The sequence below is a fragment of the Streptomyces sp. NPDC059679 genome, assembly GCF_042734105.1.
Lineage (GTDB): Bacteria > Actinomycetota > Actinomycetes > Streptomycetales > Streptomycetaceae > Streptomyces.
In genome coordinates, this window is sequence record NZ_JBHWES010000023.1 from 13,901 (window position 1) to 39,983 (window position 26,083).

24 protein-coding genes are annotated in these 26,083 nt (G+C 70.5%); 12 read left to right on the forward strand and 12 right to left on the reverse strand.

Annotated elements, in window-relative coordinates; all coding sequences use genetic code 11:
* Positions 1-60 precede the first annotated feature (60 nt).
* Both ACFV2X_RS24020 and hutH read left to right on the forward strand, forming a co-directional pair.
* Positions 61-1,296: a diguanylate cyclase domain-containing protein gene (locus ACFV2X_RS24020; RefSeq protein ID WP_385620012.1), complete on the forward strand. Its 1,236-nt coding sequence runs from the start codon at positions 61-63 to the stop codon at positions 1,294-1,296.
* 105 nt (positions 1,297-1,401) lie between these two features.
* Complete coding sequence (gene hutH, locus ACFV2X_RS24025; RefSeq protein ID WP_358629214.1) at positions 1,402-2,946, forward strand: histidine ammonia-lyase; 1,545 nt, start codon at positions 1,402-1,404, stop codon at positions 2,944-2,946.
* 40 nt (positions 2,947-2,986) lie between these two features.
* Here hutH and ACFV2X_RS24030 read toward each other — a convergent pair whose 3' ends face one another.
* On the reverse strand, positions 2,987-3,265 hold the full coding sequence (locus tag ACFV2X_RS24030) for a hypothetical protein (protein WP_385619766.1): 279 nt from the start codon (positions 3,263-3,265) through the stop codon (positions 2,987-2,989).
* 414 nt (positions 3,266-3,679) lie between these two features.
* On the opposite strand from ACFV2X_RS24030, the gene ACFV2X_RS24035 reads away from it, so the two are divergent.
* The 3 genes from ACFV2X_RS24035 (at position 3,680) to ACFV2X_RS24045 (ending at position 7,323) form a co-directional block, all read left to right on the forward strand.
* Positions 3,680-4,951: an Ig-like domain-containing protein gene (locus ACFV2X_RS24035; protein ID WP_385619768.1), complete on the forward strand. Its 1,272-nt coding sequence runs from the start codon at positions 3,680-3,682 to the stop codon at positions 4,949-4,951.
* A gap of 130 nt (positions 4,952-5,081) precedes the next feature.
* Positions 5,082-6,584: an ABC transporter permease gene (locus ACFV2X_RS24040; RefSeq protein WP_385619770.1), complete on the forward strand. Its 1,503-nt coding sequence runs from the start codon at positions 5,082-5,084 to the stop codon at positions 6,582-6,584.
* A gap of 58 nt (positions 6,585-6,642) precedes the next feature.
* The gene (locus ACFV2X_RS24045; RefSeq protein WP_385619771.1) at positions 6,643-7,323 is read left to right on the forward strand and encodes an ABC transporter ATP-binding protein; all 681 of its coding nucleotides are present in this window, start codon (positions 6,643-6,645) and stop codon (positions 7,321-7,323) included.
* 25 nt (positions 7,324-7,348) lie between these two features.
* Here the strand turns inward: ACFV2X_RS24045 and ACFV2X_RS24050 are convergent, their stop codons facing one another.
* Positions 7,349-7,849, reverse strand: a complete 501-nt coding sequence (locus ACFV2X_RS24050) for an RDD family protein (protein WP_385619773.1) — start codon at positions 7,847-7,849, stop codon at positions 7,349-7,351.
* 180 nt (positions 7,850-8,029) lie between these two features.
* Between ACFV2X_RS24050 and ACFV2X_RS24055 the strand changes: the two genes are divergently transcribed.
* Complete coding sequence (locus tag ACFV2X_RS24055) at positions 8,030-8,821, forward strand: VOC family protein (RefSeq protein WP_385619775.1); 792 nt, start codon at positions 8,030-8,032, stop codon at positions 8,819-8,821.
* A 12-nt stretch (positions 8,822-8,833) separates the two neighbouring features.
* On the opposite strand, the gene ACFV2X_RS24060 is transcribed toward ACFV2X_RS24055, so the two are convergent.
* Complete coding sequence (locus tag ACFV2X_RS24060) at positions 8,834-10,300, reverse strand: DUF2079 domain-containing protein (RefSeq protein ID WP_385619778.1); 1,467 nt, start codon at positions 10,298-10,300, stop codon at positions 8,834-8,836.
* Between the two features lie 59 nt (positions 10,301-10,359).
* On the opposite strand from ACFV2X_RS24060, the gene ACFV2X_RS24065 reads away from it, so the two are divergent.
* Entirely contained in the window at positions 10,360-11,139 is a 780-nt protein-coding gene (locus tag ACFV2X_RS24065; RefSeq protein WP_385619780.1) for an HNH endonuclease family protein, read from the forward strand.
* 93 nt (positions 11,140-11,232) lie between these two features.
* Here ACFV2X_RS24065 and ACFV2X_RS24070 read toward each other — a convergent pair whose 3' ends face one another.
* Positions 11,233-12,021: a hypothetical protein gene (locus ACFV2X_RS24070; RefSeq protein WP_385619782.1), complete on the reverse strand. Its 789-nt coding sequence runs from the start codon at positions 12,019-12,021 to the stop codon at positions 11,233-11,235.
* Entirely contained in the window at positions 12,021-12,758 is a 738-nt protein-coding gene (locus ACFV2X_RS24075; protein ID WP_385619784.1) for a hypothetical protein, read from the reverse strand. The genes ACFV2X_RS24070 and ACFV2X_RS24075 overlap by 1 nt, the downstream gene beginning before the upstream one ends.
* Positions 12,759-12,956: 198 nt before the next feature.
* Between ACFV2X_RS24075 and ACFV2X_RS24080 the strand changes: the two genes are divergently transcribed.
* The 5 genes from ACFV2X_RS24080 (at position 12,957) to ACFV2X_RS24100 (ending at position 19,372) form a co-directional block, all read left to right on the forward strand.
* Positions 12,957-15,188: a class I SAM-dependent DNA methyltransferase gene (locus ACFV2X_RS24080; RefSeq protein ID WP_385619786.1), complete on the forward strand. Its 2,232-nt coding sequence runs from the start codon at positions 12,957-12,959 to the stop codon at positions 15,186-15,188.
* Positions 15,189-15,330: 142 nt separating this feature from the next.
* On the forward strand, positions 15,331-15,942 hold the full coding sequence (locus ACFV2X_RS24085; protein ID WP_385619789.1) for a hypothetical protein: 612 nt from the start codon (positions 15,331-15,333) through the stop codon (positions 15,940-15,942).
* Positions 15,939-17,504: a protein kinase gene (locus tag ACFV2X_RS24090; RefSeq protein ID WP_385619791.1), complete on the forward strand. Its 1,566-nt coding sequence runs from the start codon at positions 15,939-15,941 to the stop codon at positions 17,502-17,504. The genes ACFV2X_RS24085 and ACFV2X_RS24090 overlap by 4 nt, the downstream gene beginning before the upstream one ends.
* A 114-nt stretch (positions 17,505-17,618) precedes the next feature.
* Complete coding sequence (locus tag ACFV2X_RS24095) at positions 17,619-18,359, forward strand: SurA N-terminal domain-containing protein (protein ID WP_385619794.1); 741 nt, start codon at positions 17,619-17,621, stop codon at positions 18,357-18,359.
* Positions 18,360-18,373: 14 nt separating this feature from the next.
* Positions 18,374-19,372 (forward strand): nucleoside triphosphate pyrophosphohydrolase, encoded by a 999-nt coding sequence (locus ACFV2X_RS24100; RefSeq protein WP_385619796.1) that lies wholly within the window; start codon positions 18,374-18,376, stop codon positions 19,370-19,372.
* Positions 19,373-19,507: 135 nt separating this feature from the next.
* Here the strand turns inward: ACFV2X_RS24100 and ACFV2X_RS24105 are convergent, their stop codons facing one another.
* The 7 genes from ACFV2X_RS24105 to ACFV2X_RS24135 all read right to left on the reverse strand — a co-directional run bounded on the left by ACFV2X_RS24105 (position 19,508) and on the right by ACFV2X_RS24135 (position 25,535).
* Positions 19,508-20,302: an enoyl-CoA hydratase/isomerase family protein gene (locus ACFV2X_RS24105; RefSeq protein WP_385619798.1), complete on the reverse strand. Its 795-nt coding sequence runs from the start codon at positions 20,300-20,302 to the stop codon at positions 19,508-19,510.
* Positions 20,286-21,500, reverse strand: coding sequence for a cytochrome P450 (locus ACFV2X_RS24110; RefSeq protein WP_385619800.1), 1,215 nt, complete (start codon positions 21,498-21,500; stop codon positions 20,286-20,288). The genes ACFV2X_RS24105 and ACFV2X_RS24110 overlap by 17 nt, the downstream gene beginning before the upstream one ends.
* 191 nt (positions 21,501-21,691) lie before the next feature.
* Positions 21,692-23,074 (reverse strand): cytochrome P450, encoded by a 1,383-nt coding sequence (locus ACFV2X_RS24115; protein ID WP_385619802.1) that lies wholly within the window; start codon positions 23,072-23,074, stop codon positions 21,692-21,694.
* Between the two features lie 8 nt (positions 23,075-23,082).
* A complete protein-coding gene (locus tag ACFV2X_RS24120) occupies positions 23,083-23,673 on the reverse strand; it encodes an ATP/GTP-binding protein (protein WP_385619804.1) in 591 nt (196 codons plus the stop codon).
* Entirely contained in the window at positions 23,648-24,019 is a 372-nt protein-coding gene (locus tag ACFV2X_RS24125; protein ID WP_385619806.1) for a DUF742 domain-containing protein, read from the reverse strand. Before ACFV2X_RS24125 ends, ACFV2X_RS24120 begins: the two co-directional genes overlap by 26 nt.
* A complete protein-coding gene (locus tag ACFV2X_RS24130) occupies positions 24,016-24,417 on the reverse strand; it encodes a roadblock/LC7 domain-containing protein (RefSeq protein ID WP_014177157.1) in 402 nt (133 codons plus the stop codon). The genes ACFV2X_RS24125 and ACFV2X_RS24130 overlap by 4 nt, the downstream gene beginning before the upstream one ends.
* The gene (locus tag ACFV2X_RS24135) at positions 24,414-25,535 is read right to left on the reverse strand and encodes a sensor histidine kinase (protein ID WP_385619809.1); all 1,122 of its coding nucleotides are present in this window, start codon (positions 25,533-25,535) and stop codon (positions 24,414-24,416) included. The genes ACFV2X_RS24130 and ACFV2X_RS24135 overlap by 4 nt, the downstream gene beginning before the upstream one ends.
* Positions 25,536-26,083: the final 548 nt, after the last annotated feature.

Genomic DNA, 26,083 nt, shown 5'->3' on the forward strand with positions numbered 1-26,083 from the left:
GACAAGGCGGAATTCGCCGAACATTCCTACGCTGGACTGTGCGGTGTGCGCGGCAGGGGAATGCGAGGCGTGGTGACGGGCGAGGGTGATGCGCGGCTGATGGCCGTGGTGGGACTGGCGCAGTCGATGGCGGCCGCGCACATCCCGCGGGAGGCGGTGCGGTCCGCGGCGGAGGCCGCGCGCCGCGCGCTGGGCGGGAGCTTCGCGGCGGTCTCGGTGTGGGAGCGGGAGCTGGGGCGGCTGCGGGTGCTGGTCAACAGCGGGGAGCTGGCCGCGGGGGAGGAGGAGTTCCCCGAGCACGAGTTCTATCCGGTGCATGAGTTCCCCGAGATCACCGAGTTCCTGCATGAGGAGTGGGCGCGGGGCGGGGAGCCGCACGCCTGGGTGGAGGTGGCCGCCGGGCCGGACGGGGACGGCTGGGGGCCGGGCCCGGACAGGGGTACGGGTACGGATGCGGCCGGCGGTCTTCGGGGGGTGCTGCGCGGCGTCAGCCCCGGCCGGGTGGCGGCGCTGCGGCGGCGCGGGCGGGGCAGCTGCGTGGTCGCGCCGATCGTGCTGCACGGGCGGGCGTGGGGCGAGCTGTATGTGGCGCGGCGGGCCGGGGAGCCGGTGTTCGGCCGGGCCGACGCGGACTTCGCGACGGTCCTGGCCGCGGTGACCGCCGCCGGGATCGCGCAGACCGAGCGGCTGGAGGAGGCCCGCAGGCTGGCCTTCACCGACCCGCTGACCGGGCTCGGCAACCGCCGTGCGGTGGACATACGGCTGGACGAGGCGCTGGAGGAGCACCGTCGGGACGGGGTGGTGGTGAGCCTGGTGATGTGCGACCTCAACGGGCTCAAGCAGGTCAACGACACACTGGGCCATGCGGTGGGCGACCGGCTGCTGGAACGGTTCGGCTCGGTGCTCTCGCTGTGCGGCGCCATGCTCCCGGGGGCCCTGGCGGCCCGGCTGGGTGGCGATGAGTTCTGTCTGGTGGAGGTCGGTCCCTCGGCGGACGAGGTGGTGCGGGTGGCCGATGAGCTGTGCCGCCGGGCCGCCGAGCTGGAGCTGGGCGAGGGGGTCGCCTGCGGGGTCGCCTCGACTGGCGATCCGATCGGCCCCGTGCACACCGCCCGCCGGCTGTTCCGGCTGGCGGACGCCGCCCAGTACCGGGCGAAGGCCGCCCGCTCGGTGAAGCCGGTGGTCGCGGGGCGGGAGGGCGGCCCGGAGGACCCGGTGGTGCGGCTGGCCGACAGCGCCGCCTCGGACCGCGCGGCCCAAGGCCCCGAACGCCGTCGCTTCAGGGGCCGCCTCTGAGACGTGACCGTGGCCGGAGCCCGGGACCGGTTCAGGGGGGCGGTTCAAGGGGCCGGTTCAGGGGGCGGGTGACAGACAGGGATTCACTATCTATGGTGCCTGAATATGGATATGCATTCTGTGGTGCTGGGCACCTCCGGGACGACCGCCGCCGATGTGATCGCCGTCGCGCGCGACGGCGCGCGGATCGAGCTGTCCGAGGAGGCCCTGGCCGCCGTCGCCGCCTCGCGCCAGGTCATCGACGATCTCGCCGCCAAGCCCGAACCCGTCTACGGCGTCTCCACCGGCTTCGGCGCCCTCGCCGTCCGCCATATCAGCCCTGAGCTGCGCGTTCAGCTCCAGCGCAACATCGTGCGCTCGCACGCCGCCGGTATGGGGCCGCGGGTCGAGCGCGAGGTGGTGCGCGCGCTGATGTTCCTGCGGCTGAAGACGCTGGCCTCGGGCCGCACCGGCGTGCGCCCGCTCGTCGTACGGACCATGGCCGCCGTCCTCAACGCGGGGATCACGCCCGTGGTGCACGAGTACGGCTCGCTGGGCTGCTCCGGCGACCTCGCGCCGCTGTCGCACTGCGCGCTGACGCTGATGGGCGAGGGCGAGGCCGAGGGGCCCGACGGGGTGCTGCGCCCGGCCGGTGAGCTGCTGGCCGAGCACGGTATAGAGCCGGTCGAGCTGCGCGAGAAGGAAGGGCTCGCGCTGCTCAACGGCACCGATGGAATGCTGGGCATGCTGATCATGGCCTGCGAGGACCTGGGCCGGCTGTTCACCGTCGCCGATGTGACGGCCGCGCTGTCGCTGGAGGCGCTGCTGGGCACCGACCGGGTGCTGGCGCCCGAGCTGCACGCCATCCGGCCGCACCCCGGGCAGGCGGCGAGCGCGGACAACATGCTGCGGGTGCTGGCCGGATCGGGCCTCACCGGACACCACCAGGACGACGCACCGCGGGTCCAGGACGCGTACTCGGTCCGCTGCGCGCCCCAGGTCGCGGGCGCGGGCCGGGACACGCTCGCGCACGCCCGGCTGGTCGCCGACCGAGAGCTGGCCTCCGCCGTGGACAACCCGGTGGTGCTGCCGGACGGCCGGGTGGAGTCCAACGGCAACTTCCACGGGGCGCCCGTCGCCTATGTGCTGGACTTCCTCGCGGTCGCCGTGGCCGACCTCGCCTCGATCGCCGAGCGCCGCACCGACCGGCTGCTGGACAAGAACCGCTCCCACGGCCTGCCGCCGTTCCTGGCGGGGGACGCGGGCGTGGACTCCGGGCTGATGATCGCGCAGTACACCCAGGCGGCGCTGGTGAGCGAGCTCAAGCGGCTGGCGGTGCCCGCCTCCGTCGACTCCATCCCGTCCTCGGCGATGCAGGAGGACCATGTCTCGATGGGCTGGTCGGCGGCGCGCAAGCTGCGGACGGCGGTGGACAACCTGACCCGGGTGCTCGCGGTCGAGCTGGTCGCGGCCACCCGCGGGATCGAGCTGCGGGAGGGCCTTGCGCCGGCCCCCGCGAGCCGGGCGGTGCTGGCGGCGGTGCGCCGGGCGGGCGTCGAGGGCCCGGGGGAGGACCGCTATCTGGCGCCGGACCTGGCGGCCGCGGACGCGTTCGTACGGTCGGGACAGCTGGCGGAGACGGTGGAGCAGGTGACCGGCCCGCTGGCCTGAGCAGGGCCCAGCAGGCGTAAGCGCTGGCGCTGGTGCACCCCTAGTACGCCTCTGGCCGCGTGCGGCGGACGGAGGCGGTCACCATGGCGACCCCGAGTCCCAGGAAGGCGGTGCCGCCGACCAGGTAGGGGGTGACGTCCACGCTGCCGGTGTCGGCCAGGTTCTCGCCGGAGGCGGCGGGCTGGGTGCTCGTCTGCCCGGCGGGAGCCTGGCTGTCCCGCTCGACGGTGGCGTTCGCGGACGGGACGAACCACAGGGCGCACAGCAGCGAGCCCGCGGCGGCGGCGGTCAGCAGCGGTCGGCGTGCGGACAACGGCATCCTCCTTGAGGCTGTGGTGAATTGGCCCCGTGCGTCCGATCGTAGTGACAACTGCGGGTCGCGCGGAAGCGAGACGGCCCGGAGGCATACCCTCCGTCGTATGAGCAGTCCTGAGACGTCATGCTTTGTGCGACTTTGCTTGATTTTTGCCTCGGGGGTCTTGGGGGATCCACTATCCCGACGCGCCGAAGTGGAACGGAGCGCCGCGCTTCGGCGTCCTGGAGGATAAGAGGGGACGGGACGACTGCGCCGCACGGGTGCCGGGTACCCCGGTCGGGCCACGGGCTTGACCGGCGTCTTTGCTAAGTGGCCTTCCGCACAGTTTTACTGTGCGTGGAACCGGCCAAAAGGTACAGGCGTTCTTGTCAGATAGGTCCGGGGTTTCTGGGGTCCAGATCAATGGAGAAGCGTGTGATGACGGACGGCAAGCGCCGTAGGGGGCTGGTGGCCGCGGCCGCCGTGCTCGGCGGAGTACTGACCCTCGCGGCGTGTGGTGGGGGCGACGACGGCGGCAGCGACGGCAACAAGAACAACGCCGGTGGCGACAAGTCGCAGTCGCAGGTGGACGAGGCGGCGGCCAAGGACGCGTCGGAAGCCCACATCAAGATCACGCCCAAGGCCGGAGCGACCAACGCGGGCATCAACAGCGACGCGAAGGTCACCGTCGCCGGCGGCACGCTCAAGGACGTGACCATGACCTCGGCCGCGACCGGCACCAAGGTCCCCGGCTCCATATCGTCCGACGGGAAGTCCTGGAAGCCGAGCGGACAGCTGGAGCGGTCCACCCAGTACAAGATCACCGCGATCGCCGAGGACTCCAAGGGCCGCAAGGCCACCGAGAACTCCTCCTTCACCACCGTCTCGCCGACGAACAGCTTCATCGGCAACTTCACGCCGGAGAGCGGTTCGACGGTCGGCGTCGGGATGCCCGTGTCGATCAACTTCGACAAGGTGATCAGCGACAAGAAGGCCGTCCAGTCGGGCATCAAGGTCACCTCCAGCAGCGGTCAGCAGGTCGTCGGCCACTGGTTCGGCAGCCAGCGGCTGGACTTCCGGCCGCAGGAGTACTGGAAGGCCAACTCGACGGTCACCCTGAAGCTGGACCTCGACGGCGTCGAGGGCGCGCCCGGGGTGAAGGGCGTCCAGGAGAAGACCGTCACCTTCAAGATCGGCCGCTCCCAGGTCTCCACGGTCGACGCCGAGGCCAAGACCATGAAGGTCGTGCGCGACGGCAAGCTGTTCAAGACCATCAAGATCTCGGCCGGCAGCCCGGAGAACACGACGTACAACGGTCAGATGGTGATCTCCGAGAAGTTCAAGGAGACCCGGATGAACGGGGCGACGGTCGGCTTCACGGACAACGACGGCAAGGGCGAGTACGACATCAAGGACGTGCCGCACGCCATGCGCCTGACCACCTCGGGCACCTTCATCCACGGCAACTACTGGGGCGCCAAGTCCATCTTCGGCGCGGTCAACACCAGCCACGGCTGTGTGGGCCTGTCGGACACCAAGGGCGCGAACGACCCGAACACCGACGGGACCTGGTTCTACAACGAGTCGCAGATCGGTGACGTCGTCATCGTGAAGAACTCGAACGACAAGACCGTCGCGCCGGACAACGGCCTGAACGGGTGGAACATGAAGTGGAGCGAGTGGGTCGCGGGCAGCGCCACCGGCGCCTGACGCACCCTTAGCATTCCCGCCCCGGGCGGCGGTCGGCCTTCTCAGGCCGGCCGCCGCCCGTCGGCTTTCTTAAGCGTGCTCTCATCCCGCCCTTATCCGCTCATCACATGACGCCCCTACCGTCGCGCGCATGTTCTTCACCTATCTCCGGCGCGAGCTGCGCCGCCGCAGAAAGGCGGCGCTCGTCGTCGCCTCGGGTCTGGCACTGGGCATCGCGCTCGTGATCGTCGTCACCTCGGTGTCCTCCGGCATGGAGCGCGCGCAGGACAAGGTGTTGGAGTCGCTGTACGGTCTTGGCACCGATATGACCGTCACCAAGGCCCGCCAGGCGTCCTCGGGCAGCGACCAGAACTCGCGCCCGCGCTTCGAGTTCGACGCCCGCGACAGCGACGACGACAAGGAGCAGAGCAGCGACCGGGTGATGGTGCAGGGCTTCCAGACCCTGTCCGCCGCGACCGTGACCAAGATCGGGAAGCAGAGCGGGGTCGCCGATGCGGTCGGCGGGCTGAATCTGCAGGTCCTGAAGGTCAGCGGGCAGTTCAAACGGGGTGAGTTCAAGCAGAACCAGAACTCCGGCGGCAGCAACCGGCAGGGCGGCCCCGGCGGCGAGGGCGGCGGCGGACCGCAGGGGCAGGTCGAGGGCGGCGGCGCCCAGTTCGACGTCAACTCCTTCTCCGTCTACGGGGTCGACGTCGCCCATCCCGGCCTCGGCCCGCTGACCTCCTCCAAGCTCAGCAAGGGCAAGACCTTCACCAGCGCGCAGAGCGACGCCAAGGTCGCGGTCGTCGACAGCTCGTACGCCAAGGAGAAGAAGCTGGCGGTGGGCGACGACATCACCATCTCCGGCACCAAGTTCGAGGTCATCGGGGTCGCGACCGCCGACAGTGGCTCGGCCGCCGCCAATGTCTACATCCCGCTCAAGCGGGCGCAGACCCTCTCCGACTCCAAGGACAAGGTCACCACCGTCTACGTCAAGGCGGCGGACTCGCAGCGGATCGACAGCGTCAAGTCGGCCATCCAGAGACACGTCTCGGGCACCACGGTCACCACCTCCGCCGACCTCGCCAAGACCGTCTCCGGCTCCCTGTCCACCGCCTCCGACCTCGCCTCCAACGTCGGCAAGTGGCTGTCCATCGCCGTCCTGGCCGCCGCCTTCCTGGTCGCCGGGCTGCTCACCTCCTCGGCGGTCAGCCGCCGGGTGCGGGAGTTCGGCACGCTCAAGGCGCTGGGCTGGAAGAGCGGCCGGGTCACCCGCCAGGTCGTGGGCGAGGCCCTGGTCAACGGCCTGCTCGGCGGCGCGCTCGGGATCGGGCTCGGCCTCGCCGGCGCGTACGCGGTGACCGCGATCAGCCCCAGCCTCACCGCCGAACTGGGCTCCTCCGGCGGCGGCATGGGCCTGGGCGGCGGTCCGGGCGGCGGCGGACCCGGGGGCGGTATGGGCGGCGGCATGGGCGGCGGGCTGCGCCAGGCCCCGGCCAAGACCCTGGATGTGGCGCTCACCGCCCCGGTCTCCACGGCCACCATCGCGCTCGCGGTCGGCCTCGCCGTCGCGGGCGGGCTCGTGGCGGGCGGCTTCGGCGGCTGGCGCGCCTCGCGGCTGCGCCCGGCGGACGCGCTGCGCCGCGTCGAGTAGCCCGTTATCAGCCACATCCGGCCCTCCCGGACCGTCCAACAACGTATGGAGTCACCTCATGTACCAGCTCAGCGGCGTCACCAAGCGCTACCGGCGCGGCAAGGACACCGTCGACGCCCTCGCCGGTGTGGATCTGACCATCGAGGACGGCGGCCGTCTGGTGATCCAGGGCCCCACCGGCGGCGGCAAGTCCACCCTGCTGCAGATGCTCGGCGGCTTGGACCGCCCCACCTCCGGCTCGGTCGAGCTCGACGGCGTCGATCTGGCCTCGCTCAGCGAGGCCAGGCTCACTAAGGTCAGATCCGAGAACATCGGCTTCGTCTTCCAGAGCTTCAATCTGATCCCCACGCTCACCGCGCAGGAGAACGTGGAGACCGCCCTGGTCCCGCTGGGCGTCAAGGCCGCCGAGCGGCGTACCCGCGCCGCCGAGGCGCTGGATTCGGTCGGGCTCGGTGAGCGGTTGGGCCATCTGCCCGGTGAGATGTCCGGGGGCCAGCAGCAGCGCGTGGCGATCGCCCGCGCGCTGGTCAAGCGTCCCAAGGTGCTGCTCGCCGATGAACCGACCGGCAATCTGGACGAGTCGATGCGCGACGAGATCATGACCCTGCTCGAGGGGCTGTGGGAGGAGCACGGCCTGACGTTTGTGATGGTCACCCACGACAGCGCCCTCGCCCGCCGCGCCCCGCGCCTGGCCACGATCGAGAAGGGCAAGGTGAAGATCACCGAGCGGGCCGCCTGAGCGGACCTCCGGGCCGGTGGGACCGTCAGCGCCGCAGGTCCTTGGCGCGTACGTAACGCAGCCCGCAGGCGTCCTCGTACGGGTCGCCGTCGTCTCCGAACAGGCTCAGCAGCGGCTGCATCGGAAGCCAGGTCAGCCCGTAGGCCCAGCGCCGGACTGCCTGCCAGAGACGCGGCCGTCCGCCGTCCGCGTCGCGCACCACCCGGGCGAAGAACAGGAACTTGCCGATCGTCGTCCGGAAGATCCAGGGCCCCAGCACATGGTGGAGGAAGGACAGCCCGAACACCCCGGCCAGGATGGTGCCCCAGAACGGCTCCGGCCCACCGAGGGCGGGAATCAGCCGCACGGCGATGGCCATGCCGCCGAAGAGTGCGACCAGGCCGTCCACAGTCGCCGAGAACCACCGCCGGAAATCGCCGATGGCCTCGGGGACGGCGGGCGGCTGGGGCAGGTGTGGCTGGGGCTGTGGATGCGGCGGATGTGCGTACGGGTGCGGGTAGGGCTGCCGCCCCTGGGAGTCGATCATGGTGGGCATCCTGCCGTGCGTCTGTGACGGTCTTCTCTCAAGACGGTGCCCGGCCGGTATCGATGCGGTGAGAGGGGTGTGGTGCGGCGTCGAGTGGCGCCGCCGCCGCACCCCGGGAGAATGGGCCGAGGGGATTTCGTCCGGCCGCCGCGACGGCCGGGGCCCGATCCGGAGGCGCCGATGCCCGAAGTCACCGAGCCCTACCAGCCCGGCACCCCCTGCTGGATCGATGTGGTGGCCCCCGACCAGGTGGCCGCCCTCGACTTCTATGCCAAGGTCCTCGGCTGGGAGGGCAGCCCCGGCCCGCCCGAGACCGGCGGATACGCGCTGTGCACCCTCAAGGGCAAACCCGTGGCCGGCATCATGTCGGCCGAGGCGATGGGGGACCAGCCCGCGCCGCCGCCCGTGTGGACCACGTATTTCGCCTCCGCCGACGCTGATGCCACGCTGCAGGCGATCACCCGCAACGGGGGCACCACGTTCACCCCGGCCGTCGAGGTGATGGACCTGGGGCGGATGCTGGTGGCCGCCGATCCGACCGGGGCCGTCTTCGGGGTCTGGGAGGCGCGGGAGTTCCCCGGCGCGGGCATCGCCAACGAGCCGGGCGCGCTGATCTGGAACGAGCTCAACACCACCGACATCGAGGCGGCGGCCGCCTTCTACGCGGCGGCGCTGGGGCTTGAGACCGCCCCGATGGAGGGCGCCGAGAACTACTTCTCGCTGTCCGTGACCGGCCGCCCGGTGGGCGGGATGCAGCCGGTGGGCGCGGCAGGGGCCCCGCCCGAGGCGGCCTCGCACTGGCTGGTCTACTTCGCGGTCGCGGACACCGACGCGACCGCGGCGAAGGTGGCCGAGGCGGGCGGGACGGTGCGCAAGGAGCCCTTCGACATGGTGGCGGGCCGGATGGCCGTGGTCCAGGACTCGCAGGGGGCGCCGTTCGCCGTGATCGCCCCGAAGCCGATGAGCGCGTGAACGCAGTGGCTGTCAGGCCGTATCGGCCCGCTTGAGCACGAAGTAGCCGCCGCTGGAGCCGAGATACGCGTACTGGTGCTCCGGGTGCAGCTGTTTCGCGTACGCGATGAGGTCTTCGGCCGTGCGCTCCGGCTCTTGCAGGGCTATGTAGTCCGGCACGACATTCTGTGTATTGCCGACCCACAGCACCCGGCAGCGGCTGGTGAGCCGGCTGATCGGCCCCACGTTCGCCTCGACCGACGCCCCGTCCGGGATCCGCTCCAGCAGCCGTTCGACCTCGGTCACTTCCTTCGGCTTGTCGAAGAAGTCCGGATTGGTGAGGTTTTCCAGGGGCAGTGAGGCGGTCAGCGCCAGCGCCGCGCCGGCCACCATGCCGGGCAGCTGCCGGGCGTACGAGGCGAGCCAGGGGCGGTGGCTGTCGCGGGCGCGGTCGATGGCGTCGACGAGGGCGAGCGCGACGATCGGCATCAGCACCGCGCTGTAGTGCCAGTCCGTGCCCCAGTAGTGGTCGTCGTGGGAGACGAAGCGCCAGCCGAGGGTGGGCACGGCGGCCAGCAGCAGCGGGGAGCGCAGCGCGAGCAGGCCGCTGGTGGGCAGCAGCACCCACAGCAGGGTGCGCAGCGCGGTCTCGAAGGGGATGGTCCCGGTCTGTTCGCCGCCGCTGCCGACCTTGTTCCAGTAGTCGTACGAGCCGGAACCGTTGAAGCTCGGGATGATCACGCCGAGCGCGAGGGCGGAGGCCAGTACGCCGAAGCCGATGAGGCCGAGCGCGAGCGGGACGATCCGCGGCGGGCGCTCCCGCCAGGTGCGGACCAGGATCACGGCGCCGATCGCGGCCACCGTGGCCCCCATGTCCTCCTTGACGAAGACGAGCGGGACGGCCCACAGCATCGCCGCGTACCAGCGCCTGCGCACCACCGCCTCCAGCGAGAAGGCCAGCAGCGGCATGGCGAAGGCGATCTCGTGGAAGTCGAAGTCGACGGCCCGCTGAACGCCCCAGGACAGCCCGTACGCGACGCCGATCGCCAGCCCGCGGCCCCGCCCCAGCAGCTGGGCCGCGACGCGGGTGACGGGGATGGTGGAGACGGCGAAGAGGGCGGCCTGGACGACGAGCAGGGTGACGGGGGTGGGGAAGACCCGGTAGAACGGGGCGATCAGCGCGGTGACCGGGCTGAAGTGGTCGCCGAGGATATTGAAGCCGGGGCCCTTGAGGTCGGCGACGGGGGTCTGGAGATGGGCGTAGGAGCGTATCGCCTGCTCGAAGATGCCCAGGTCCCAGGACATGGTGGCCATCCGCCGATAGCGGGTGATCGAGATGGCTGCGAAGGCCACGAAGAAGGCCGCGGCCAGCCAGTACGGGTCCCGGCGGGAGTGCCGCGGCCCGCCTGCCGGGGCGTCGTCCGGCTGGGCGCGGTCCAAGGCGGCGGCGGTCGCCCCCTCGGCGGTGGTGCCGGGCGGGAGTGCGGCAGCCGTGTCCATCCAGGGTCCTTATCGTGTGGGCGGTCTGTGCGAAAAGATACGCGACGGAGGCGGGACGGTTGCAGAGACGGTTTGGGCAGGTTCTGATTCCGGGCCTTGTGGCGCTGCTGGCCGTCGCCGGGTGCACGGCCGGGGCCGAGAAGGACGGCGACGGGCGGGACGGCGGAAAGCAGAGCAGTAGCAGCGGCGGGCAACAGAGCGACGGCCGGGCGGTCAGTCCGCTGAAGAACCCGGACGGTACGAAGCCGGGCCTGGCGCCCGTGACGAGCGCCGCGGACAAGGCCGCGGCCCAGAGGCTCATTGACCAGCTGCTCACCAAGGGGCGGGGACCGAGGACCGGCTATGCGCGGGACAAGTTCGGCTACGCCTGGATGGACACGGCCGACGGGGTGCCGCTCGCGCGCAACGGCTGCGACACCCGCAATGATCTTTTGCGGCGTGACGGTCAGCGGCTGCGTTTCCGGTCCGGCTCCGACTGTGTGGTGGTCTCCATGACCCTCCACGATCCGTACACGGGCAAGACCATCGAGTGGCGCAAGCAGAAGGCCACCGAGGTCCAGATAGACCATGTGGTGCCGCTGTCGTACAGCTGGCAGATGGGCTCCTCCCGCTGGTCGAAGAGCAAGCGCGAACAGCTCGCGAACGACGTGCTCAATCTGATCCCGGTCGAGGGCCGCGCCAACTCCGCCAAGGGCGACTCAGGGCCCGCGTCCTGGCTGCCGCCGAGCACATCGATCAGATGCGCGTACGCGGCCCGCTTCGCGCAGGTCGCGCTCAAGTACGAGATGGCGGTGACCGCCGCGGACCAGCAGATGATGCGGCGGCAGTGCGGCGGGTGACGGCGGTATGACGGTCGCCATAGGAAGCCGCCCGCGCGCCGGGTCGGCGCGCGGGCAATCCTGGCTGGAGGCCGGCCTTGGACCGGCCTTCGGTCAGAGGGCGTCGAGGTCCACGATGTCCCCGGTCGGGGCCTTGGCGTCGACCGGCTTGTCGAAGTCGCCGAACGTCACCGTGCCGGGCTCCTTGCCGCCCTTGATGACCATCTTGAGGATGTACGGCTTGCCCTCGGTGGCGACGTAGGTGGTGTACGTCTCGTCGCCGTCGGTCTCGGTGAGGGTGATGGCGGGCTTGCCGTCGACCGTGGTGGTCTCGCCCTTGCGGGCGAGGTTGGGGCCGGCCTCGAAGCCGGACAGCATCGTGTCGGAGTCGCAGGCGCTGGCGAAGTCCTTGAAGTCGGAGCCGGATGCCTTGGACTTGGTCCAGCGGTCGCCTATCGAGTCGGCCGCCGCCGCGCCGTCCTCGCCGCCCTGTGCCTTCCAGAAAGCGCGGTCGAACTTCATGTAGATCAGGTCGCCGGTTTTGACCAACTCGACCTTGCCTTCGGTGCCGAAGGACATGTTGCCCACGCACTCGCCGTTGTTGGCCGAGGACATGCGGTACTTCATGGGGCCGCCGTCGACAGTGCCGTCCAGGGCCGTGGTCAGGGACGTCGCCGACTTCATCGCCTTCATGGCCTTGTTGGCGATCTGCGGACCGGTCAGCTTCTCCAACTCGGAGCCGGATGCCTTGGACGCCTTGCTGGAGGGTGTGGCCTTCGAGCTCGCCGAGGCCGACTGCCCGGACTTTCCGGCGGTGCCGCCCTTGTCGTCGTCGCTGCCGCAGGCGGTCAGGGCGAGTGCGGTCACGGCGCACAGCGCCGCCAGGGTCGTGGTGGAGCGCATTAGCTCGTCTTCTTCCAGTTCTTGCAGCCGTTGGTTTTGAAGTATCCGTCGCCGGCAGCGATGGTCACCACGCCGTTTCCGGAGACGTTTTCGTTGGCGATGATCGAGTCGATGCCGTGCAGGGCGTCCTTGCTGCGTTCCCAGTAGCAGGTCGCGTCGTTGGCGTTGCCGGTCGACTTGTACGTACCGGGGGCGATGTCGGCCCCGATCCGGTACATGCCCCCGTTCCCGTCCACCCCGGACTTGGGGGTGCCGGAGGCCTTGGCGGGGACGGCCGTCCAGCCATGGCAGCCGTTCGACTTGAAGATCTTGTCGCTCGCCTTGATCGTCACATAGGCGTTGCCCATGACGTTGTCGTTGGCGATGAGCGAATCGGTCTCGCCGCTGGAGTCCTTGGCCCGCTCCCAGTAGCACATGCCGTCGGTGTTGTCCGTGGACATGTAGGTGCCGGGCTTGACGTCGGAGCCGACCTGGAAGGTGCCGTCGCCGCCGATGGCGGGCTCGGCCTTGGGCCTGTCGCCACCCTTGTCGCCACCCTTGTCGCCGCCCTTGTCACCGGACTTCGAGCCCCCGCCGGACGTGGCCCCCTGGGCCACGGTGTCCTTGCTCTTGTCCTTGTCGTCGTCTCCTCCGCCTCCCGCCAGGGCGCCGCCGATGGCGATCACCACCACGAGCGCCCCCGCCCCCGTCAGGACCTTGTGCCGGGCAAACCAGTTCTGCTTCTGCTGCTGCGACATGCGACAGCCCTCCCCTTCTGAGTTCATCCCGGGGCCGGACCGGCCTCCGTGAACCGATGGGTCAATCACAGCAGAGTCTGTGAACCGAGTCAACAAGGGTCGATTGCGGGGTAGGATTCACAATGTGAACGGGTCTCTTTGAAGATCGCTATCGGTATGCTCGATGTGACAGCCGCACCACGGGACGGAGTCAGCCAGGTGCCCGACAACGCAGCAGAGGTGACCGCCGCCGGGATCGCCCGGCTGGCCGGGGTCGGCCGCGCCGCCGTCAGCAACTGGCGGCGCCGCCACGCGGATTTCCCCAAGCCGGTCGGCGGCACCGAGACCAGCCCGACCTTCGCCCTCGGCGATGTCGAGCAATGGCTGCGCGACCAGGGCAAGCTCGCCGAGGTGCCGCTGCGCGAGCGCGTCTGGCAGGCGCTGGCCGGGCATCCGGACGGGGCCGCCGCCGCGCTCGGCCCCGTCGGCGCCGTACTCCTCCTCGTACGGGACCGGCCCGCCCAGTGGCGCCGGCTGAGCGACGCCACCGACCCGCAGCTGGCCGAACTGCTGCCGCCCGCGCTCGCCCCGGTGCTGACCGCCCGGCTCGGCGAGGACCACCCGGTGCCCGTCGCGGACCCGGCCGGGCTGCGGCCCTTCGTACCGCTGCTGCGCCAGGCCGTCGAGCTGGCCGCCGAGGCCGGCCCGCGCGAGACGTACGAGTTCCTGATCGGGCGCCATCTGGACGCCAACCCACGGCAGTACACCGTCACCCCGCCCGAACTCGCCGAGCTGATGGCCGCCCTGGCGGGGCCGGCGGGCGAGCCGACGGGTCCGATGAGTCCTGCCCCCACCGTTCTCGACCCCGCCTCGGGCACCGGCGGGCTGCTGTGGGCCGTGCTGCGCACCCACAGCGTGGCCACGCTGTACGCCCAGGAGCTGGACCGCGACCTCGCCGCGCTCACCGCGCTGCGGCTGGCCCTGACCCACGAGGGCCAGGGCACACAGGTGCGGGTGCACGGCGGCGACAGCCTGCGCGCGGACGCCCTGCCCCAGCTCGCCGCCGACGCGGTCGTCTCCCACCCGCCGTTCAACGAGCGCAACTGGGGCCACGACGAGCTCGCCTACGACCCTCGCTGGGAGTACGGCTTCCCGGCCCGCACCGAATCCGAGCTCGCCTGGGTCCAGCACGCCCTCGCACACCTCCGCGACGGCGGCACCGCCGTACTGCTCATGCCCCCGGCCGTGGCCTCCCGCCGCTCCGGCCGCCGTATCCGCGCCGATCTGCTGCGGCGCGGCGCGCTGCGGGCCGTGGTGGCGCTGCCCGCCGGGGCCGCCCCGCCGTACGGGATCCCGCTGCACCTTTGGGTGCTGCGCCGCCCCGGGGCCGGGCAGCCCACCGCGCCGCGGCTGCTGCTGGTCGACGCCGCGGCGGCCGTGGCTTCGGCGGCGGGCCCGGCCGACGGCCCGGCGGCGGTCCCCGGATACCCGGCGGGCGCGGTCTCCCCGGGCCGGGACAAGCTGCCCTGGCAGACCGTGCGCGACACCGTCCTCGACGCCTGGCGCGCCTTCGACGACGGCGGCGGTGACGGGGGCGACGGGGCTCCCGAGCGGGCGGGCGTGTGCCAGGTGCTGCCCGTCATCGAACTCCTCGATGACGACGTCGACCTCGCCCCCGCCCGCCATCTGCCGTCGCCCGCCGCGGGCGGTGGCGCCGAGGAACTGGCCGCCGTACGCGACCGGCTCACCGCCACCCTGGCCCGTACGGTCGAGCTGACCCCCGTCGCGCCCGCCGGTCCGGACGCCCTGGAAGAGCAGCCGCAGGGCTCGCGCTGGCCCATGACCACCGTCGGTGAACTGGCCCGTGCGGGCGCCCTGGTGCTGCGTACCGGCGGCGCGGCGACGGTGCCGGGGCCGGGGCGGCAGCCGACGGGCCCGGGGCCGGAGGCGCCCCCGGTGCTCACCGAGACCGACGTGCTCGCCGGGACCGGCCCCACCGGCGCCCTCCCCGCTCCCGCAGCCGGTGAGCGGCCCGAGATGGCCGCCGAGGAGCCGGTGCTGACCGAGCCGGGCGATGTGGTGGTGCCGCTCGTCGGCGGCGGCACGGTCGCCCGCGTGGTGGACGAGGCCGCGGCCGGGGCCCTGCTCGCCCGCAATCTGTGTCTGCTGCGGCCCGACCCGCAGGCGCTCGACCCGTGGTTCCTCGCCGGGTATCTGCGCGGCGGCGCCAACCAGCGGCAGGCCAGCAGCTACGCCTCCACCGCCACCCGGCTCGACGTACGCCGACTGCGGCTGCCCCGGCTCCCGCTCGGCGACCAGCGGCGCTACGGCGAGCACTACCGCACCCTCGCCTCCTTCGAGGAGGCGCTGAGGCTCGCGGGGCGGCTGGGGGACCAGTTGGTACGGGGGCTGTACGACGGGCTGGCCGACGGTACGGTCCAGCCCCATTGATCGCGATTGTGTGATCAAAGATGTGAGCAAAGAGACGACGGATCCGTACAACCCGGGTTCCGCCTGCCACGTCGATGTATACGCTCAAGCGCGCACGCACGCGCGCGAGCACCCCTCGGCACCAGGTCCTCCAGGAGCAGCCATGCACGGCCCCGCCCCCGCGCCGCCGCCCCGTCCCGCCGCCACCGCGACGGTGGCCATTCTGCGGGTGGTCTTCGTCGGCCTGTCGTTGCTGACCTTCGGCCTGCTGTCGTGGGTGACGATGATGCGCGTGGCCATCCTGCGCCGCCGCGCGCTGGACTGGCTGCTGTTCTGGGGCACGTGTGTGGTGGTGGTGCTCGCGTTCGTGGAGTTCGGAACCGGCCCCGACGAGCCCGACGCGCTGGCGTACACGACCCTGGCGGGGATGTTCCTGCTGTCCTGCGCCGTGGCGACGCACTACCTGATCGTCGACATCAAGCACCACCGCCCGGCGCCCGTCGTCGCGCCGCGGGTGGGGCCGTACGTCCCGCCGGGGTATCCGACCGGGCCCGTGCCGTACGGCTATCCGGTCCCGCCCCACCAGCACCAAGCCGTACCGCAGCAGCAGCTCCAGCCGCAGCAGCCCCTGCCGCCGCACCAGCCCGTCCAGCCGCAGCCCCAACCCCAGGCTCAGCCCCAACCGCAGCCCCAACCCCAACCGCAGCGCATCCAGCGCGTACGCGCCGAGCTGGATGAGCTCAGCGACTACCTCCGCAGAGAGCAGGGCCGTTGAACGGACGCGTCGTCGCCGACCGCTATGAGCTGGCCACGCTCCTCGGCCAGGGCGGCATGGGCCAGGTGTGGACCGCGTACGACCGGCGGCTCGACCGCCGGGTCGCGGTCAAGCTGCTGCGCCCCGACCGGATGGCGATACCCAGCGACGGCGGCGACGGCGTCGACGATCTGCGCCGCCGTTTCGTACGCGAGTGCCGGGTCACCGCGCAGGTCGACCACCGCGGTCTGGTCACCGTCCACGACGCGGGCAGCGACGGCGACGACCTGTACCTGATCATGCAGTACGTCGAGGGCGCCGACCTCGCCGACCACCTCGCCGAACACGACCCCTACCCCTGGCAGTGGGCGGTGTGCGTGGCGGCGCAGCTGTGCGCGGTGCTCTCCGCCGTCCACGCGGTGCCGATCGTGCACCGCGACCTCAAGCCGCGGAACGTGATGATCCGCCCCGATGGCTCGGTGACCGTCCTCGACCTCGGCGTCGCCGCCGTCCTCGACACCGACACCACCCGCCTCACCCACACCGGCTCGCCCATCGGCAGCCCCGCCTATATGGCCCCCGAACAGGCCATGGGCGGCGCCGTCGGCCCGTACACCGACCTGTACGCGCTGGGCGTGCTGATGCATGAACTCCTCATCGGCAATGTGCCCTTCGCCGGCTCCACCGCGCTCGGCGTGCTGCACCGCCATCTCTACGAGCCGCCGGTCCCGGTCCGCCAGGCGCGGCCCGAGGTGCCCGAGGCGCTGGAGGCGCTGGTGCTGCGGCTGCTCGCCAAGGACCCCCAGCACCGGCCGGCCGACGCCCAGGAGGTCTACCAGGCGCTGGTTCCGCTGCTGCCGTACGCCGCCGCGGCGCCCGGCGCCGCCGCCACCGGCCCCATGGACCCCACCCGCCCCTTCCTGCGCCCGCACGCCCCCTGGCCGGACCGCCCCGCCCCGCCGGACCGCCCCGCCCCGCCGTCCGCCGCCGTTCCGTCGGCGCCGCCCGCCGCCCCCGCCCGGTCGGATGTGGCGGCGGCGGTCGACGAGGTCAAGCGCCTGCTGGACCAGGGGTGGATCACCCAGGCCGTGGACATCCTCGGCGCGATCCTCCCGTCGGCCGCCGCGGAACACGGCGAGCTCTCCCCGGTCGTACGGTCGCTGCGCAAGCAGTACGCGGTGACGCTCATGGACGACGGGCAGTACCGCCGAGCCCTGCCCGAGCTGCGCCGGCTCGCCGACGAGTACGCCGCCGAGTCGGGCCCCGAGGCGCTGCGCAACTCCCTCCAGTTCCGCTACGAGGCGGCCCAGTGCCTCGAACAGCTCGGCGAGGCGGCCCAGGCGCTGGTCGAATACCGCACCCTGCTCCCGTACTTCGAGCAGTACGCGGCCACCGACCCGGCCACGCCGCTGGAAATCCGCCGCAGGACCGGGCACTTGCTGCTGTCCCTCGGCGACCGTCCGGCCGCTCATGACATGCTCGCCCGCCTCCTGTTCGACGCCGAGCGGCTGCACGGCCCGCACCACCCCTTTCCGGAGGAGATCCGCCGCACACTGCACTGGCTCGGGCAGGTCCGGGGCTAGCCAGGCGGCGGGGAGGTGGCCGGAGCCGTGGCGAATCGTTGTCGAAGCAGTGGCCTAGGCCGCGCCGACTCCATACCATCGATCAAGCCAGGTCGATCTATGCCGGGAGACTTGATGCTGCATCCCTTTGGGGGGCGTCCCCCATACCGCCGCACGAAAGCGGCTTCGCCGCGCGGCCGCGCCACCCTCGCCGTCCCCGCCGCGTCCGCCATGCTGCTCGCCGCCCCGCTGCTCACGGCCTGTGGCAATGACGCGCACCCCGGGGCAGCCGCCGTCGTGGACGGCAGCCGGATCACCGTCTCGCAGCTCCAGGCGCGGGTCAACGACGTCCGGGACGCGCAGCGTGGCTCCGCCAAGTCCGAGCAGCTGGTGGCCAACAGCGGTCAGCTGAGCCAGAACACCCTGATCCGCATGATCCAGTTCCGGGTGATCGAGCGGGCCGGCCAGGACAACGGGGTGCGGGTGACCCGCCGCGATGTGCAGCAGTGCCGCAAGGCCGTCGAGTCGGCGGGCGGCGCCGAGGTGCTGCGCGGCCTCCAGACGGGGCAGACGACGAAGTGCGACCCGACCGCCGGGCCGCAGTCGGGCGGCGCCGCGGCGCTGCGCGACTTCTATCTGGAACAGGGCATCGCCCCGGACCGGATCGACGACGCGCTGCGCATGGAGCTGCTGCGCAACGGCCTGGTGCACAAGCTCGGCACCGCCAAGGTCAACGCGGTCTTCGCCGCCACCTCCAAGAAGCTGGCCATCGAGGTCAACCCGCGCTACGGGACCTGGGACGACACCCGGGGCACGGCGGTGCTGACCAAGGAGTCCTGGCTGCGGACCTCCGAGGACGTGAATCAGCAGGCGTAGGTTACGTTTCAAGGGTGACCGCCTCCGAAGCCCCGGGCAGCGCCCCCACCGGCCGTATCGTCCTGCTCACCACCAGCCACCGGGTGGCGCCCGGGCTGCTGTCATGGCCCGCGTGGCAGGCGCTGCGCGGCGCGGACCGGGTGCTGTGCGCGGACTCGGCCCATCCGCAGCTGCCGTATCTGCGGGATGCGGGCGTCGAGGTGGCGGAGGCGGCGCCCGGCGCGCGCGAGCTGGTCGACTACTGCACCACCGCGCCGGGCCGCACCGCCGTCGTGCTCACCTCGGCGGACGGGGAGTCCGCGCTGACCGACGGGCTGGCCCGGCTCGCCGGGTCCGGCCGGGAGCGGATGCCGGACCTGGAGCTGCTGCCCGGCGCGTACGACCTGCCGGGCGCCCGGCTGCTCGATCTGGTCCAGGTGATGGACCGGATCCGGGTCGAATGCCCGTGGAGCGGCGCCCGCACCAGTGAGGAACTGGTGAAGTACGGCATCGAGGAGGCGTACGAGCTCGTCGAGGCCATCGAGCAGGGTGACCGCGAGGCGTTGCGCGAGGAACTGGGCGATGTGCTGCTGCAGGTCGTCTTCCACGCCCGGATCGCGCAGGAGGACCCGGACGAGCCGTTCTCGATCGACGAGGTGGCGGGCGGGATCGTGGACAAGCTGATCCGCCGCCATCCGCATATCTTCGGCGAGGAGGCGGCCGAGACCGCCGAGGACGTCAGGGAGCACTGGCTGCGGACGAAGGCGGCCGAGAAGCGGCGCGACTCGGTCACCGACGGCGTGCCGCTCGGGCAGCCCGCGCTCGCGCTGGCCGCCAAGCTGGCCTCCCGCGCCCGTACGGCGGGCCTTGAGGTGCCGTTGCCCGCGGGGGAGGACGTCGGCTACGAACTGCTCGCCCTGGCGGTGCGGGCGGCCGAGCAGGGCATCGAGCCGGAGACGGCGCTGCGCGCCGCGGCCCGTACGTACCGGGATGCGATCCGGGCGGCCGAAGTCGCGCGGCGCGGCGGGGAGTAGGGCCCGCGAGCGCCTGCCGCTGCCAGCCCCCTGCTGCTGGGAGCCCCTGCTACCGCGGTAGAGCTCCTACTGCTGCGGTAATGCTGCTGTCGCGAGCCCCTGCTGCCGATACTGCCGCGGGGCTCGCAAGCAGGTTCAGGCGTCCGCCGGCCGTCCGGCGGCGATCACCGACGCCATGAGCTCGGCGTCCAGCAGGCTGGCGTCGGCGAGCCGGTTGCCGGCGGCGTAGGAGTTCAGCAGCGCCTTGGTGACCCGTAGCGCCGCGGCGGAGCGGCGGACGACGGGCCGGGTCCATTCGTCGACCACCTGGTCCAACTCGGCCTCCGGGACGACCCGGTGGAGCACCGACATCCGCTCGGCCTGAGCGGCGTCGAATCCGGCGCCGGTCAGGATCAGTTCGCGGATCCGGGCGGCCCCCGCCTCCTGGAGCAGACGGGGCAGCATGCCTCCCCAGGCGGCCGGGAGGCCCAGCGCGAGCTCCGGCAGCCGGAAGCGGCAGTCGTCGGCCCCGACGCGAAGATCGCAGTAGAGCGCCAGGGCAAGCCCGGCTCCGATGGCCTGACCGTGCAGCCGGGCGATGGTGACGGCGCTCGTGGTGGCCAGGGCGTCGCACACCCGGCGGGCCTTGCCGCCGGTGGTCCGCAGCCCGTCGCCGGCGGGATCTGTGGCGAGCTGTTCGGCCCATTCCCGGCGGTCGCCGCCCGCGCAGAAATTGGGGCCGCCCCCGGAGAGCACGACCACCCGGATATCGGGGCGGTCGTGTACCGCGCCGAGCACCGCGAGCAGATCGTCGAGCACGCGGTCCGTGATGGCGTTTCCGTTTTCGGGGGTGTTGAACCGCACCTGCACTACGGGGCCGTCGTGGGTGACGTACAGGGACTTGAGCGACACGACGCTTTCCTCTTCCCGCGGCTCAGTGCTCGGCGACATGGAGTGCGGTGAGTCGGCGGAATGCCATGCGTGGTTCCCAGAGTGGTGGTGTGGTGACGCGTAGCGTCGGGAAACGGCGGTTGAGGCTCTGGAGCAGTTCGGTCGCTTCCAGCCGGGCGAGTGCGGCTCCGATGCAGAAATGGATGCCGCCGCCGAAACCGAGGTGACTGGCCGTGCGCCCGATGTCGAAGGTATCGGGGTCGGCGAATTGGGACGGATCGTGATTGGCCGCCGCGATCATGACGTGTACGACTTCGTCCCGCTGTATTCGCGTTCCGGCGAGTTCGGTGTCCTCCGTGGCGACCCGGGTGGTCAGGTGGATGGGCGGGTCGTAGCGCAGGGCCTCCTCGACGGCGTTCGGCGTGGCCTCGGGGTGGGCCAGCAGCCAGGACCGCTGCAGCGGATTCTGGTCGAGCAGCCAGACCATGTTCGACAGCAGGGTGGAGGTGGTCTCCAGCGAGGCGATGACGATGAACATCACCAGGTGGTAAAGCGTTTCGTCAGCGACCTCGCGGTCCGGTTCGAGCTGGTCCCAGGTACGGATCCAGTGCGAGAGGGCGTCGTCGCCGAGGGAGCGCCTGCGCTCGGCGACCACCGCGGTGAAATACTCGCGTAGACCCTCGGCGGCGGCATTGGCCTGAGCCAACTGGCTTGCCGAGGGGAGGAGTTCCTGGGCGTACGCCTGGCCGTGGGTGAGCTCCCTGAGCAGGGCGTGGTCGGCCTGGGGGAGCTTCAGCCAGTGGCTGATCGTGGCCACCGGGAGTTCTTCGCCGACCAGGGTGGCGAAATCGGCCTCGCCGGCCGTGTGCAGCCGGTCGGAAAGCCGGTCGAGGAGTTCTTCGGCGGTCTGCCTGACAAAGGGCTGGAGACCGGCCAGTGTGGAGCGGTCGAATACATTTCCGAGGGAGCGCCGCTGCTGGGTGTGGAACGGCGGATTGAGCCCCTGGAGCGTTTTGCTCAATTGTTGTGAGGCGGGCGCGCTCCAGCGATTTCCATCGCCCTGGCGCGCCCGCCACTCGGCATCGAAGGTGGCCCACGTTTTGCTTCGGAGGACCTGGTCGCACAGTTCGTGGGACAGCAAGAGGTGGCCGCCCCAGGGAGCGGGCACGACGTCGCCCATTGCCCTGAGTTCGGCGTAGATGGGGTAAGGGTTCGCCTGCCCCCGGGAAGCTCGTAGGCGGGATATGAGTGAAACCATGGAGCGTCGGTCAATAATGGTGCCGGCGGCGGTAGGTTCCACAACCACTCCTTCTGGACTGCACCCCGGTTGGGGTCACACTAAGTCGCTTAATTGACCGGAACTGATCAGTCCGCGACAATTCGCGATACGTCCTACCCGCACGATTGAACATCCATTCATACGGAAACTGGTTCGATTTGTGGGCAAGATCACGACTTCCACCAGGCAAGGAAAGAGCTCCACACGCTGCCCTTTTGTGCCTTGCCCTGAGTGCGTGTCTGCGGTACGGCCGCGGGGGTGACCGCGGGGCCGGTCGGCTGCGCGGCGGGGGCCATCATCGAGGCCTGCTGGGCGCGGACCGGGGCGAAGCGGGCCGGAAGCGAGGTCAGGGCCCGGTGGAAGGGGCCGGGCCGCCACTGCAGGCTCTCCATCGGCACGGACAGTTCGACATCCGGCAGCTGGTTGAGCAGGTTCTCGATGGCCGATACCGCGATGAGCTGGGCAAGGTCCTTCGCCGGGCAGGCGTGCGGCCCGGCGCTCCAGGCCAGGTGCGCGCGCTTGCTGAGGACCTGTCGCGACGAGGACAGCGCGGGGTCGGTGTTGGCGGCCGCGAAGCTGATCAGCACGAGATCGCCCGCCCTGAGCACGTTGCCGCCGAGCTCGACGTCGCACACCGGGTAGTGCGGGGCGTAATTGGCCATCGGCGGGCTGTTCCACAGCACATCGTCGATGACGTCCTCGACCAGGAGCCCGCCGGCCTGTGAACCGCCGGCGTGCTTCTCGTCGCACAGCAGCAGAAACAGACCGTTGGCTATCAGGTTCCGCTGCGGTTCGGTACCGGCGCTGATCAGCATGACCAGCTGATGGATCATCTCCTCGTCGGTCAGCTTGGCCGGGTGGGCCATCAGCCGCGAGGTGACGTCGTCGCCCGGCTGCCGCCGCTTGAGGGCGACCAGCTCGATCAGCGCCTGGGTCAGCTCCTGGTTCGCCTTCTCGGCGTCCATGCTGGCGTCGAAGATGCCGGAGGTGCCGGAGACCAGCCGGTCACCGATGGACGGCGAGCAGCCGAAGAGCTCGTTGAACACCAGCAGCGGCAGCATCTTGGCGTAGTCGCTCAGCAGATCGGCCTCGCCCAGGGCGCTGAACTGGCTGATCAGGTACGACGAGACGCGCTCGACCTGGCGGCTGAGCCAGTGGGCGTCCACGCCGGCGAGGCTGTCCGTCACCGCCTGGCGCAGCCGCATGTGTTCCGCGCCATCGGTGAACAGGGCGTTCGGCCGGTAGGCCAGCATGGGCAGCACCGGGTTGTTCGGTGCCACCTTGCCCTCGTTCAGATCGCGCCAGCGGCGTGAGTCCTTGCGGAAGGTGTCCGGGTTCTGCAGCAGCTGGAGAGCCGCCGAGTAGTCCGTGACGAGGGTGGCGTCCACGCCGGGGGCCAGCTCGACCGGCGCGGTCGGGCCGTAGTGGCGCATATGGTTGTAGAACGCCTGGGGATCGGCCGCGAACTCCGGTCCGTACATGGGCACCCGGCGACCACTGTTGTGGGCGGGGCAGCCGGGTGGGGGTTCGGTGAAGGCCGATTGGTTGTTCATGCTTGCTCCTAGCGGGCACGATCCTGCAGATAACGCACCAGCGTGATCAGCGCGTTGGCCGATGACTTCTCATCGCGCGCGTCACAGGTGACGACGGGGGTCTCCGGAAGCAGATCGAGAGCCTCACGCAGCTCATCGTCGGAGCGGACCGGCGTGCCGTCGAAGTGGTTCACGGATATCGCGTAGGGGAGTCCGTACTGCTCGACCAGGTCGATGACGTCGAAGGACTCCTTGAGGCGCTCGGGGTCGACCAGTACCAGCGCGCCGAGGGCGCCGCGGGTCATGTCCTCCCAGACCTGCACAAAGCGCTGCTGTCCGGGGGTGCCGAACAGATACAGGACAAGCCGGTCGCTGAGGGTGAGCCGACCGAAGTCCATGGCTACGGTGGTCGTGGTCTTGCCCGTGACACCGCGCAGATCGTCGACATGAGCCGCCGCCTGCGTCATGGTTTCCTCGGTACGCAGCGGGGGAATCTCCGACATGGTGCCGATGAAGGTCGTCTTGCCCACCGCGAAATGCCCCACCACCAGGATCTTGGCAGCTATCTGCACATTGTTGCGCAGATAGACGTCCTCATCCGAAGCGGGCCTGGAGACCATCGAGCACCTCCTGAAGGACCGATACGTCGACGAGTTGGGCGGGGGGTGCCGGGGCGCGCGTGACGAGGTAGCCGTCCGAGGAGAGATCGGACAGCAGAACCTTCACGATGCCGATGGGAAGTCCCAGGTGTCCCGCGATTTCGGCGACCGAGAGATAGCCGCCGCCGCACAGGTCCAACAGGCGGAGCTTCTCCGGGTCGTAATGGCTCGGCGGCCGTTTTTCGGAGGCGGTGATCAGCGTGATCAGATTGAACTGGTCGTTCTCCGGCAAACCGCGACCGTTGGTGATGACGTACGGTCGCACTAAGGGCGCGGCCTCTGGTTCTTGCTCACCCGGTGTAATCATGCCTGAATACTTGTGTTCTCTCGAGGCGGAGTGCTGAGGGCCTTGCCGAGCTGGCCGACGAGCTGCTGCATCCGGAAGGTGATGTCCGCCATGTCGACATCGGGGGCGGACGAGACGGCCAGATAGGCGCCTTCTCCGGCGGAGATCAGAAAGACCCAGCCACCGTCGAACTCCACCAGCGTCTGACGCCAGCTCATCCGGGGATCGCCACAGAAGCTGGACATCGTGCGGCTCAACGACTGGATGCCGCTCATCGCCGCGGCGATCGAGTCGGCCTCGTCCTTCTGGACGTCTTTGGAGCGGGCCATCAGCAGACCGTCGGCGGAGACCAGGAGCGCATGGCGGGCGCCTGGTACCTCCAGGGCGCTGTCAAGCATCCATGACAGATCGTTGTTCACGAAAGATCGTGCCCTTCCCTGCTCGGGTTTGCGGAGCGGCCGGACTGAGTGCCGCGCTGGAAGGCGCCCATGATCGAGGCGGTTTCCTCGCTCGACCGGGCCTGGGCGGGCGTGAAGTCCGCTTTGGGCACGATGGAGATCGAGCCCTTGCGCCGGCGTTTGGGCAGTCCCCCGGGGGTGGAGGGGTCGGCGGGAGTCTCCTCGTCGCGGCCGCGGGCGGCGTGCTGAGCGGCCGCCGGCGGCTCCTCCGGCTCGGGCATGTTGGTCAGAAGGTCCTCGGGCAGAAGTACCACCGCTCGCACACCACCGTAGGGAGAGGCCGAATCCACGGAGACAGTGAAGCCATATCGGGCGGCGAGCACACCGATGACCGCGAAACCGAACTGCGGGGGGTTTCCCAGGCCCGTGACGCCCGACGCGCGCTTGGAAGACAGGAGCTCATCGGCCCTGTTCTTCTCTTCCTCGTTCATACCGACACCGGCGTCGTCGATGATGATGCAGACGCCCTTGGGCACGGTGCGGATGGTGATGTCGATCGGGGAGTCGGGCGCCGAGTAGCTGGTCGCGTTGTCCAGCAGTTCGGCCAGCGCCAGCGCGACCGGTTCGACGGCGCGGCTGACCACCGCGAAGTTGGACTGGGAGCGGATCTCGACGCGGGTGTAGTGACGGATACGGCCCTTGGCGCTGCGGACCACGTCGTACACCGAGGCGACGGTGCGCTGACGGCCGAGCCAGCCGTCGCAGAGCACCGCGATGGACTGGGCACGCCGGCCGAACTGCGAGTTCATGTGGTCGATCTCGAGGAGGTCCTGGAGCATGTGGTGCTCGCCGTACCTCTCCTGAGTCTTGGAGATCGCCAACTGCTGTTCGTTGGCGAGACCCTGGAGCGTGCGCATCGCGGACTTCAGCGCGCTCTTGGTGGCCTCTTCCGCGCGGGTATGGGCTTCCTGTACCGAGGCCGAATAATTGCTCTCAAGCTCGGTATAGCGATTCTGGAGCTCGGTCTTCTCGTTGACGAGCTGTGTACGCGCCTTTCTCCCGCGAAATATGGCGGTTGCGGCGAGAGGGGTACCAACGATCAGAGCCCAGAGCGCTGGATCCTGTATGTATTGCGTCATGAGACTCTCTTTAAGCGACTAGACCGCCAGGGACTGAAAGGGTTTCGCACGGTGCGTTCCGAATTCGTGGGGCGGGGCGGCGAGTCAGTGCCCGGACGGCGCTCGCTCGGCCTGAGGACAGCGCGCTCGTCTCCACGGCGCCAGTGCGGGGGCGTCGGTCTGCCGGATCGGCTCCACATGCCCGACTGGCGGCATAATGCTCCTCAGAGTGATGACCCTTTTCGGCTTTTTGCCGGATCGCCGCGTGTCTACGCGCCCATGGCTCGCCTGGCAAGCGCGGTGATCGTATCACCAGGGTCAGGGGCCGATGTGCATGTGCCTCCGGCCCATTCGCGTACCTGACGCCGATTCAGCCATCTGCCCTTCGCCACGTGTTCACGGGGGCGGTCGGGGCGCGGCAGGACATCGCGTGGCCGGGCGAGCCGAGGGTGCCGTCGGGGGTGCGGTGGCGGTCTGATATCGGCCAATCACGCTGTGCGGAGCGGCCGATCGGGCATTCGCACACGCATCGGATAAGCGCCCAGTGTTTATGCCCTTTTTCTATGGAA